The sequence below is a fragment of the Nostoc mirabile CHAB5784 genome (assembly GCF_020829645.1).
Classification (GTDB): domain Bacteria; phylum Cyanobacteriota; class Cyanobacteriia; order Cyanobacteriales; family Nostocaceae; genus Nostoc; species Nostoc mirabile.
On record NZ_JAIVFS010000074.1, the window covers coordinates 29875 to 40582 of the forward strand.

9 protein-coding genes are annotated in these 10708 nt (G+C 39.2%); 5 read left to right on the forward strand and 4 right to left on the reverse strand.

Translation table 11 applies throughout. From position 1 onward, the window contains the following. Positions 1-8 precede the first annotated feature (8 nt). Positions 9-473, reverse strand: coding sequence for an RNA polymerase sigma factor (locus LC653_RS31760; protein WP_229498597.1), 465 nt, complete (start codon positions 471-473; stop codon positions 9-11). A 542-nt stretch (positions 474-1015) separates the two neighbouring features. On the opposite strand from LC653_RS31760, the gene LC653_RS31765 reads away from it, so the two are divergent. The 5 genes from LC653_RS31765 to LC653_RS31785 all read left to right on the forward strand — a co-directional run bounded on the left by LC653_RS31765 (position 1016) and on the right by LC653_RS31785 (position 6433). Then, positions 1016-1420 (forward strand): plasmid mobilization protein, encoded by a 405-nt coding sequence (locus LC653_RS31765; protein ID WP_229498598.1) that lies wholly within the window; start codon positions 1016-1018, stop codon positions 1418-1420. Continuing rightward, a complete protein-coding gene (locus tag LC653_RS31770) occupies positions 1401-3203 on the forward strand; it encodes a relaxase/mobilization nuclease domain-containing protein (RefSeq protein ID WP_229498599.1) in 1803 nt (600 codons plus the stop codon). Before LC653_RS31765 ends, LC653_RS31770 begins: the two co-directional genes overlap by 20 nt. Positions 3204-3647: 444 nt before the next feature. Beyond that, the gene (locus LC653_RS31775; RefSeq protein ID WP_229498600.1) at positions 3648-4850 is read left to right on the forward strand and encodes a hypothetical protein; all 1203 of its coding nucleotides are present in this window, start codon (positions 3648-3650) and stop codon (positions 4848-4850) included. Between the two features lie 21 nt (positions 4851-4871). Then, a complete protein-coding gene (locus LC653_RS31780; RefSeq protein ID WP_229498601.1) occupies positions 4872-5399 on the forward strand; it encodes a DUF4407 domain-containing protein in 528 nt (175 codons plus the stop codon). Further along, positions 5393-6433: a DUF4407 domain-containing protein gene (locus LC653_RS31785; RefSeq protein ID WP_229498605.1), complete on the forward strand. Its 1041-nt coding sequence runs from the start codon at positions 5393-5395 to the stop codon at positions 6431-6433. The genes LC653_RS31780 and LC653_RS31785 overlap by 7 nt, the downstream gene beginning before the upstream one ends. Before the next feature lie 260 nt (positions 6434-6693). Here LC653_RS31785 and LC653_RS31790 read toward each other — a convergent pair whose 3' ends face one another. From LC653_RS31790 to LC653_RS31800, 3 genes are all read right to left on the reverse strand, one after another. Continuing rightward, complete coding sequence (locus LC653_RS31790) at positions 6694-7344, reverse strand: hypothetical protein (protein WP_229498602.1); 651 nt, start codon at positions 7342-7344, stop codon at positions 6694-6696. 18 nt (positions 7345-7362) lie between these two features. Further along, positions 7363-8277 carry a DUF4407 domain-containing protein gene (locus tag LC653_RS31795; protein ID WP_229498603.1) on the reverse strand — a complete coding sequence of 305 codons (915 nt, stop codon included), beginning with the start codon at positions 8275-8277 and terminating at the stop codon, positions 7363-7365. Positions 8278-8325: 48 nt separating this feature from the next. Beyond that, positions 8326-10708 (reverse strand): DEAD/DEAH box helicase (locus LC653_RS31800; protein WP_229498604.1); only part of this gene is annotated, 2383 nt, incomplete at its 5' end.

Here is a 10708-nt window from a genome sequence, read left to right on the forward strand (position 1 = left end):
TTTTCTAATTACAGGTTTGATTCAGGCTGTTGCTGCTGCGAGAAAGGCTCTTTACTTTGTCTCTTGCCCTTTGCACTATTTACTGTTGATTTATCCGGTTCACTACTAGCTTGATCTGACGCAGTACTTACAACTGTTAGCTGAGTTTCAGTAGCCGGATTTGATGACCGATTCTTGTCGTCGCTTGAAGATGTTTTTTTCTGGCGACGGCTGCTTTTCTTCAACTCGCCCAATAAATATTTGATTCTGCTGCCACTCAAATTGATGCCCAGTCCTTTCAGCATCTCTGACACTTCATCATAACTATAGCCATACTTATCAGAGGTCAGTTTCTCGATATACCTCCTCATTTTCCGAATAGCTTCTCTATCCGATATATCCTCTCGCTCTTTTGGCTTCTGCTCCTTAAGTGCTTTGATAGCCTCATCAATCTTGCCTTTAGTAATCTGACCAGAATCTTTTGGCTCAACCATTGCTATGAAATTAAATTGAGATTATAATTCCCTTATTTTCCACTATTTTTCAAAAAAGTATAAGTCCAGATTCTTAGATGGTTTCAGCTACGCTGATTAGAATTTTTGTTGCTGCTACGCCTAACCATCATTTATTAGATGCTGATATATTTCTCCTGTTCTAGCTACGCTGTTGCTATGTTCCCCCGATGTTGACTGTTGCTGACTTTAGCCAAGACACTCCAGCTACGCCGTCGCAGTGATTCAGCAAACACTGATATAATTATGAGGTTTCAGCTACGCTCTTATCAGACTTCATCCCACCTGGAATCACCCTAACCCGTCCCCCCAGCTACGCTGTCGTCCCCTCGCCCCCAGTCTATCGCTGTGCCTCCGTACATACGTAGCACTCGACACCTCATCTTCCCCGTATTTGGGCTTGAAGCCACCCATGCCTTAAAGCTTACGCTTTACCTCGCTCTGCTCGGACGGCAAAGCTGGTTTAGTGGGGTTCCACCCCCCTAAAAACCCCCCTCGCGTGATGTTCTCATTCCCCCTAAGTTATGGCTAATCGCAAGCAGTCAAAAGCCCTCGTCAGAAAACACATTTTCCCGGTGAGATTGAGCGACATCGAACTGGACTTGCTGCGAATAAAATCACTTGATGCGGGGATGTCAGCGAGTGAACTAATGAGACGCAATGCGTTGATGCGTCCATTACCAAAACGACTAAGTAAAATTAGCTTGCAAACATATTGGGAATTAGGACAAATTGGGAACAACCTCAACCAGCTTGTCAAAGCCACCAACACAGCGATAAAAATGGGGTGTACTCCACCGACTAACCCAGAACTGTTACGAGAACTTTTAGAACTGCTGCATCAGTGCAGACGAGATATTGCCTCGGATGATGTTGATGATGATGACTCGGAAGACGAGGAAGAAGACGATGATTGGGAAGCAGACTAAGGGCAGAGGTTTTCGCAAGCTGCTAGATTATTTAGAATCACGCGAAGATGCCAAACTAATCGGCGGCAATATGAGTGGGAGAAATGCGCGAGAATTGGCGCGGGAATTTAAGCTGTCGAGACAACTAAATTCTGATGCAGACAGAGTTGTTTATCATGTCTCACTGTCAGCAGCTAAGGGTGATTTTTTAGATGATGAGAAGTGGAGCGAGATTGGCGATCGCTACATGAAGGAAATGGGGTTTGATGCCAATCAGTTTGTCATCTTCCGTCACCATAACACCGACGACGACCACATCCACATTGCAGCCAGTAGAATCAGGATGGACACGGGGCTGTTAGTCCATGATTCCTGGGATTATTTACGCTCTGAGAAAGTCCTGCGACAAATTGAACAGGACTATCAGTTAGTGCAAGTCCAGGGCAGTAGAGAGAAACTGAATCGCACACCCAGCACCGGACAAATCAGGCGCATAAGGCGAGAGCAAGAAGAATATGAACTAGGTAAACTTGAGCAGCCACCAGGACGCACTATTAAAGAGGAACTTCAGCAGACAATTGATAGGGCTAGAGTTGATAATCCCCAAATGCCAATGCTGATTATGCGGTTGCAGCAAGCTGGCATTAGTGTGAGAACAGGATTCACTAGGAACGGTAAGTCTAAAGGCATTTCTTATGAGAAAGATGGGCAGGCTTTTAGTGGCACACAACTAGGTGCAGCTTACACTTTCCCTGGTTTGCAAAAACATCGAGGAGTTGACTACCAGCCACAACGTGATGATGCCCGGATTGAGCATCTATTAAACAATCCTGTCGAACGAGCAGTAGAGAGCCAACAACTCATAAATGCGATCACCTACGGTGGGCGGAACGCCATCGCTGAAAATTTTGCTCAACCTCTAACCACAGATAAACCAAAGCTAAAAGATAATCTTTCAGCTGAGTTATATAACTATTACAGTGCCGACTTGCAAAACTTATTAGTAACTGACCGAGACAAAGAAATTGCTATCTTGGCGCTATTAGATAATAAGCCATCTGAGGAGGTTGAAGAAATTATCTTTGCCAGTCCAGCCGGATGGACTACTGATGAAGCTAAAGCATTAGTTCTAATCGCTAAGAATCAACTGGCACACTTACAAGAACAACCCCAGTTTACGCTCCCAGAAGAGGATGAGAGTCTACGGCGAGTATTACACTATTACCTGACTCAGCAACGCGGTATAACCAATTTCCTTGTGCAACCATTACAACGCCAGGGGTTGGCTTATATAGATCAACAGGCTCAGGTTGTGTTTATCAAGCGAGATTTAGACGGTGAAAAGTCAGGCGCACTGGTTTGGGATACTGCACGAATTGACAATCGTTGTACGGAGTACCCCAAAAACAGCGATCGCTCTCCTGGGTGGTTTCACCTGAAATTAGGTGGAGAGGCAGACGACAAAATCGAGAGAGTATTCTTGTGTGACTCCCCCATTGATGCGTTGTCAATGGCAGAGATTGACAGAAAAGGACACTCCAGACAACCACCAGTGAGAACAATGTACATGGCAGTGGATGACCCGAATAACTTGCCCTTTGAACTTCTCAGAAACATCAACAGGATTGGGGTGGCGTTTAATAACGATTCGCAGGGAAATGAAACATCTCTTGTCATTCAGAAAATGCTACCCCAGGCTCAAAGAATTGCACCACCGGGGCGGACTTGGAATGAGATTCTTATTGAACAACAGCAGCAAGAGGAACTGGAGCAAAAGCAACGCTCTAGGGGTTTTAGTCGGTAATCTCATGTTGAACCGACGAACTCGTTGCCGCGTTCGCTCGACTCATGCGGTGGTAGGGACGGGCAGAATGATCACTAGTGGGGTCGACAAGTCCGGCAAGCCCGCCCCTACCACTCCGCGTTGCCGCATGATTCGCAACAGTTCTTTTTTCTTGGAAATGAGGCGCTATAAAGTTAACGGTAATCAGAATTTTTCTGTTTAAAATGCAGTAAATATAAAGCAATTATTGCAATTTTTTTCTAACAAGTATTCTTGCTTCTCTGTCCTAGAGATATTTGCTTTTCACTATATCTACATCAAAATAAGTTAATAAAGACTTGATATTTGCTGTGTGATTACTAAAAATTATTTTTATAAGAACTTTAGTAAATGTTGTCTCTGCACTATATGTTACAATCTCATTATACAGTGCCAATTAATAAATTATTTCTTTAAATAAAATTAATGGCTATTTCTAAAGAAGAAATTGTTCTGATTGTATCAAAAGTACTAACGGTTCAATTAGGTATCCCGCAACCATTAGCAAGTGGCTTGACTGAAAGTATTGCTACATACTTGTTTGAGAAAGCAATTGAGCCAACTGTAGAAGCCATACGTGACTCTTTGAGTAAAATTCAAAATGAACAAAACTCAGTCAACAAGGAGTACCTACGAAATCAAGGAGACGTTCTTACTCGTGAAGAATTGCTTGAAAAAGCAAACAAAGATTCCGCTAAAGAGGCTGGGATTCAGATTGCCAAGAGCCATGTAGATCTCTTTATGCGAATTAGGGCAGAGTTTCAAGTTGGCAGTGATGAAGCTTTATTAAGTACCAACATCAATAGAGTTTCGAGCGTTCCTCTTGAGGTTAGGAAACAGATTTCTGAGTTGCAAACGAAATTCGGAAAGATTATCAATGCAATTGCTCTTCATATCGAAGAAAAAAAGTATGAATCCTTTGAACAAGTGATCTCAGATAGGCAGAGCCAGGAACAAATTGCAGTTGCACAAAAAGTAATTATGCAGCAGTTGGTTAACGCTGATAAAACATTTCATATATCATGTCAATCACTCAAAGTAGCTGTTGATTTTTTTACTGCTCTTAATGAATATATTTTGCAAGAGATTGAAAATTGTTCAGATACCACTGAAGAATCGCGTTTAATTCTAGGAAATGCTGTTTTAGTGTATGAGCTAACCGACTTTGTTATTAAGTATTTACAAGCTTTTAAAATAGAAGGGATTGTAGGTATTAATTCTGTCAAAAGTGAGATAGATCGAAAAATTCAAAGGATTCAAACAGAAATACAAGAACTGAAAAACAAGGCTAATAAGAGTGAAATATTCCCTGAGTTAAAACAAAATATACTCTCTAATATTTCAGAGAGAGAGCAGGCAGTTGTAGTAATGGTGAATGCTTGGGATGAGTATCTTGGAGAGGTTAAAAGTATTTCTGATGAATCTACTGGCTTTATTAAACAGTGGATACCAAATTTAGAACTCATCAGAGATGATGCAAAAAATCAGATAGCAGTTTTAGAAGTTTTAACTATAGTTAGAGTTTTGAAAAGTAATTTAATGGCATTAAAAACAGCAGTGACAAGACTTGAAACTATGAAGTTAGTTTCTTTATCACCTGACAGAGTTCGTCGCCTTCTTGGACTTTAATTAAGTGCAATAATATAGATTATGTCAGAAATAGATTATTCCCAGTATTCTCAAGAGATTTTAGAAAAACTCCTTCGTGAAACAAAGGATAAGAATGAAGCAGAGCGGATAGCTGATGAGATAAAGAATCGAGGTGTTAAGGACTTATTAGACTCTATAAATTCACAAACTCCAGATAAAAAACCTTTTGACCAAAAATTTTCTTCGTCTACTCATTTCTCTTCAGCTAACTCGTCCTTTCCTGGTATAAATATAAAAAACAGAACTAATCCATCGCCACAATCTAGTTCTAATTTGAACCCCAAAGTAGAATCGGAATTACGAATACCTATACTCAGAAGAATTATTCTATTTTGCTCTGGAGCCAAACTTTCAGTCCTTTCCAGAAAGGATTGTGAAATGGAACATAATAAATATGAAATGATTGGTTTGACAATCATTTTCACTGCAATATTTGCTTCCCTGTCGGGTGCTTACGCTTTCTTTATAGTTTTTCAAGATTTAGCTTTATCTTTTTTTTTGGAGTATTATGGGGAGCAAATATACTAAATCTTGACCGATTCATCGTTGCAAATATTAAAAAAGGTAAAAATAATTTCTTTGAACAAATTCGAGTTTCATTTCCACGTTTAATCTTAGCAGGTTTTATTGCTATTGTTATTGCAAAACCACTTGAATTAAGGCTTTTTTCAAAGGAGATTGAAGCAGAAATTGTCAAGCAAAATGAAAATACAATTAATGAAGCAAGGAGCTTATCTGCTGAAAGGCTATCTCAAAATCTGCAATTTAAAAGGCTTCGGGATGATAGGGATAAACTCAGTACTCAAATTAAAGAGGCAGAAGGAAAGTTAGCTTACTGGCTTACTAGAGCTACTCCAAACAAAGACGAAGTTAATAGATTGAAAGATTTAATCAATAACAAAAACAAATCCCTTAATGATATCAACAATCAGATTAGTAATTTAGAGCAGCAAACTCAAAATTCGCTTGGACGCATTAAAAATGCTCAACAAGATTCTAAAAGCCTCTTGAGCCAACTTGCGACCTTGGAGAGATTATCGTCGTCAGATCCCATAATCCGCTATATCAATCTATTTTTTACTTTGTTATTTGTTTTAGTAGAGGTTTCTCCAGTTATAGTAAAAATTCTATCAAGATATGGTGTGTATGATGCCATTTTGGAGAATGAAGAAGAAACCATTGCTTATCGCTACGACAGTAAAACTTCAGAGATAAAATTTGTAATACAACAGGAACTTGAAGTTTATAAAAAAACGCTGAAAAAAGAGTTAGATGATTATCGTGATTTACGAGAAACTATGCGAAAGCATGACATAAGTCAGCAATTGAACAGCTATCAAGAAATGCGAGTACGCTTTCAATCTCTGATGAAAGATATCTTTCTAGAAGTATTGAATAACGTTATAACTAAACCTGAATTTTCTGATGTTCAACACAGAGTTATTGATGAAATTGTTAGGCAAACCGAGAATGAACTAATGAAGTATTCTCAAGGAATGCAATTTACTGATAATGAAATGATTGAGTTGTTGGAGAAAATCAAAAGTAAGATTAAGGTTTAAATTTGACCTATTAAAGACGAGCTTGCCTAATTTACAGTCTTAGTGATTAAACTAAACTATTTAGTTTAAATTTTAGTTTAGCTACACTGACACTTGTGATTTGAACTATATTTTGACCAAACGGACAGGACATACTTCACTATCGACTAGGACAACATATCGGTTCTTGGCAACTTTTGGTCACAGTATGGTTCACAATTTGGTCATGCAATGGGTAAAAGCACAGTTTCAGTCCCCTCTAACAGCGTTGTTAGGCTGTGTCAATTTGAGAACGGCAATTGTTGTGATGAGGATTGATTTAGCTCAGTTTTTGGAATTCCCAGTTTTTCACCAAGTTCCAGAATATTATTGCTGAAATCTACCCCTCCTGCAACAAGAATAGCAGCACTAGTGGCAATTGCTAATAATCGCTTTAGGCGTGGCTTGATTCTTTCTAGCTTCTGTTTTTCAGGTATGCTGATGTCCTCTTGCAAGTCCCCTAGAATTAGCAGAATTTCTCCACGTTCATCTGAGTTTGGAAAATCCTGTGCCTTTTTATTTAAGGATTGTAATAACTTAACAATCTCATCGGCGTTCTGAGAAATATTCTGTGAAAAGTCAGAAGCATTTTGAAAAGCACTTTCCCGAATTTGATTAGCAAAGTTAGCAATATTAGCCCCACGTAAGTCATTTCTAAATGTATCTAAGTTAGATTGATTATCTGACATTACTCTTGCCTCAAGGTTATTATTAATAATAATTCGTCTTTCTGAAAGATTTACAATAAGTTCCTTTAAAAGCTTAATAGTATCTTTATGTATTAAAATTTCATTGTCTCTAACTTTAATTTCTGAATTTAATCTTTCCTCCAATAGTCTTAGACGAATTTGATAGGTTTTAATCAGCTTAAAGTAATTTTCTGCATCTTCCATGACTTGAAAATCGAAAGTTTACTTCTCTAAATTTTGTTTAACTATATTAATAGAAATAGGTTGCTTTGCAAGCTTTTCAGATATTTGTTGAAGCTCATCTGAATATTTTTTGCGTATATCTAATTCTCTTTCTTTAGCTTCTAATTCTAAACGATATTGCAATTCTATCTCTTGTCGAATTTGTTGATAATTATCAGTCAAAAGACGCTCTATTTCTACCTTATCAATTGCTGATAGACTAGATTCTTCGAGATCAGTGTTGTCATTGCTTTTATTGGAAATACTCTCAACTGATGAGAGCGCACGTCTCTCCAACTGATAGATTAATTCGTCATATGCTCCTCTTGAAGATAAAATAACGATCAAAATAGGATTTATTTCTATTAGAATGAATAGTAAAGTAATTGAGAAACGAATTTTTGATATCAATAAATTTTCCTTAGACAATTTTTCTAGAGTGGAAAGCTTCAAGATAAGGCTATTAGAATAAATTTCTTTTTGTTCATAACTTCCACTCATACTATTTTCAATATGAGTTTTAATTTCTGTTTCAAAAAGTTTTAATTCGAGAGATTTTGCAATAATTATTCCTATCATCGCTGCCAAAATTATCCTAAAGATTATATTTGGCAGTTGGCTATAAATACTTCTGCTTCCTCTAATATTTAAAACAAAGAAACGATTTAAGTTAAAAATGGTCAATCCCCATAACAAACCAAGCCCAGAAGCCAAAATATTTGATGGGAATACAGTGAAAAGTAAATATCCTCCTGATAGGGAAGCAAGAATACCTGTTAGAAAAACATTTGCACCAATTGCTTCATATTTACTGCGTTCTCTAATAAACTCATCTCTCAAAAGGATATTTACGTTACCACCAGAACAAAACAGAAAGAAGTTTCTAATTTTGCTCAAATTTCTTGTTATATTCATGAGAATAAACCAAAATATGACCGATACGGGTATTTTTATTCAAAGGTGTTAGATTTTGGCATTTGCACTTGATTTAAATTCTCGCATCTCTCCAAATTCCCTAATATATTCTACTAGCTCTCTGGTATAACCCCCTTCACAAATTCGATCCAAATTCCCCACCAGGATAAACAGTTCTCGCGCTCGGCTGACAGCAACATTCAGTAAATTAGGTCGCCGATTGATAAACCAGAGACTATCAGTTGCTTGACATTGGCGAGTCGAGAAAATTATCACTGATTTCTGACCACCTTGGAACGTGTGAACTGTGCCAATGCTCTTGGGGGAAAAATCTGACCAACGAGATTTTAAGCGTTGAGTCAGCGCATCTACTTGACGGCGGTAAGGTGAAATCACGCCAATTGTATTGTCAGAGTCAGGATAATTGAAGCAATAACCTGCCGCTAACAACTCCTCAATCAACGCTTCTACTGCATCAACTTCTGCCCAATTTACGTTATTCTCCAGTTTTCCTTCAACGTGGCAACCAATCAGGTTAGCACCCAACCGAGAAGCTTTCGGTTCAGTTTTGATGACCATACCGTAATTGCACAAGCGATCGCAAAAATCAGCAATCACTGGAATGCAACGGTAATGATATTTAAGGATAATGCCATTACCAATGTCTCCGGGTTGTCCCGATGCTCCAGCCGCTCGGTGATAAGCTGTGGATGCAGTAGGGCTGTAGCGGTCATAATCTGCATCCGTAAGCCCCTGTTCCAGAAAAGATTTGCTACGATATTCCTCTTTCTTCTGGTCGCTTAAATTAACAACCGGCTCCAATTGCAATGGATCGCCTACAATCAAAGCTTGATTAGACCTTACTAAAACTGGAAAAACTTGATGCGGTGGAATCTGACCCGCTTCATCTACAATTACTTGATCAATACAGCCACTATCGGGATAGGGTAACAAATTGCGGATGGAGTGCAAAGTGCAAAGAAACACCGGAAATAACAGACTGATATCCTGATAAATGTTTCTCCAATTATGACTTAACTGACGGTAAGCATCCCATTCGCCATTCATGACAGCAATGTAAGTTCTAATGGAAGCTATCACCTCATCTTTCCGTCGCAGAGCTTCTTGTTGCTGAAATTCCCAAGACCACTCAAATAACTCTACTTGCAGCGAGTGCAATTCGGTGTAGAAGCGACTGTAGAAATCTTTGGTGGGATAAGTAGCGAGTCGGTTTTCGATTTGAGAACGGCGAGTAATCAGGTCTTTGAGTTGCTGCTTTCTTGACTCAAGCTGCTGTTGTGTGCTGTCAATACCATTCTGTTGTTGCTGCCAATTCAATGCTTCGTCCAGTAGCTGGTCAACGCTTTGTTGGGCGGCGATGAGAGATTCAGTTGTTAGTGGGATTTGAAATTGAAATGGGGTGGCCAGCGTCGCCAACACAGGCATCTCTATCTGTTTGTGCAAGCGTTTGAGAATATGATGTGGGCTGGTTTTGGTTATCCAGTGCCAGAATCGTTTAATCGTCTGCAAAGGCTGGGCAACCCATTTGTTATCTCTAACAGAAGGCTGCCAGTAATCAACTCTAGGCAAAGAACGCCTTGCACTGCCAAGATGTTGTTTTATCTGCTGATAGGCTTCTACTGGAAACCTAGAGTAGTCGCGTGAAGATTCTAATGGTGACGAAGACTCAAATGCAGAAGTTTTTATCGCCACTGACAGCAATTGTATATCGTGGCATAGCGACTCTAATAACTGCTCATCAGCTTTTTTTTGTTGAAGATCATGCTCGTCTTGCTTAGAGTGAGATTCTATTTGCTGAACCCCAGCTAACAATTGTTGCCTAGCTGACTCCCATTCATCTGATTTAAACGTTTCTTTGGCAAGCCAGTCGAGTGCAGCTTGCAAGCTAGGTAAAACCTGAGTGTCAACTAAATCCCTTGAGCCTCCTGATAAGTAGAAACGGTCAGAGGTCAGGTTGCTGGCTAAGATTTTCTCAACGTTATTTACAGCAAATTTGTTAGTGCTTGTCACCACAGTTAGGTTACTTTTATCTTGACCCGTTGTTGCCAAGTCCACGGCTCGACGTACCACTTGCTGCGCTATTTTATGTAACAACAGTGTGGTCTTGCCATTCCCCGGTGGCCCAATCACAGCAGTAACAGGATGAGATTGAGAATGTTTGAGAGCAAGTGCTTGATAGTCATCGGGCTGTGAGTTGGGAAAAGCACCCAAAAAAAGTACTTCATGTTGAGGTGCTTTTGGTTGTCCAAATAAATATTCGTAAGCCGGATGTCCTGGTCTTGACCACTGAAAGTAATTCTGGTCGCTAATTTTCTGAAAATCTTTTTTGAGGTTGTAATTAAAAGCAGCGTAGTCAAAATCCAATAGATAAGGGAGAAGTTTTGACCGCACGGGGAACGGCGGTAATTCA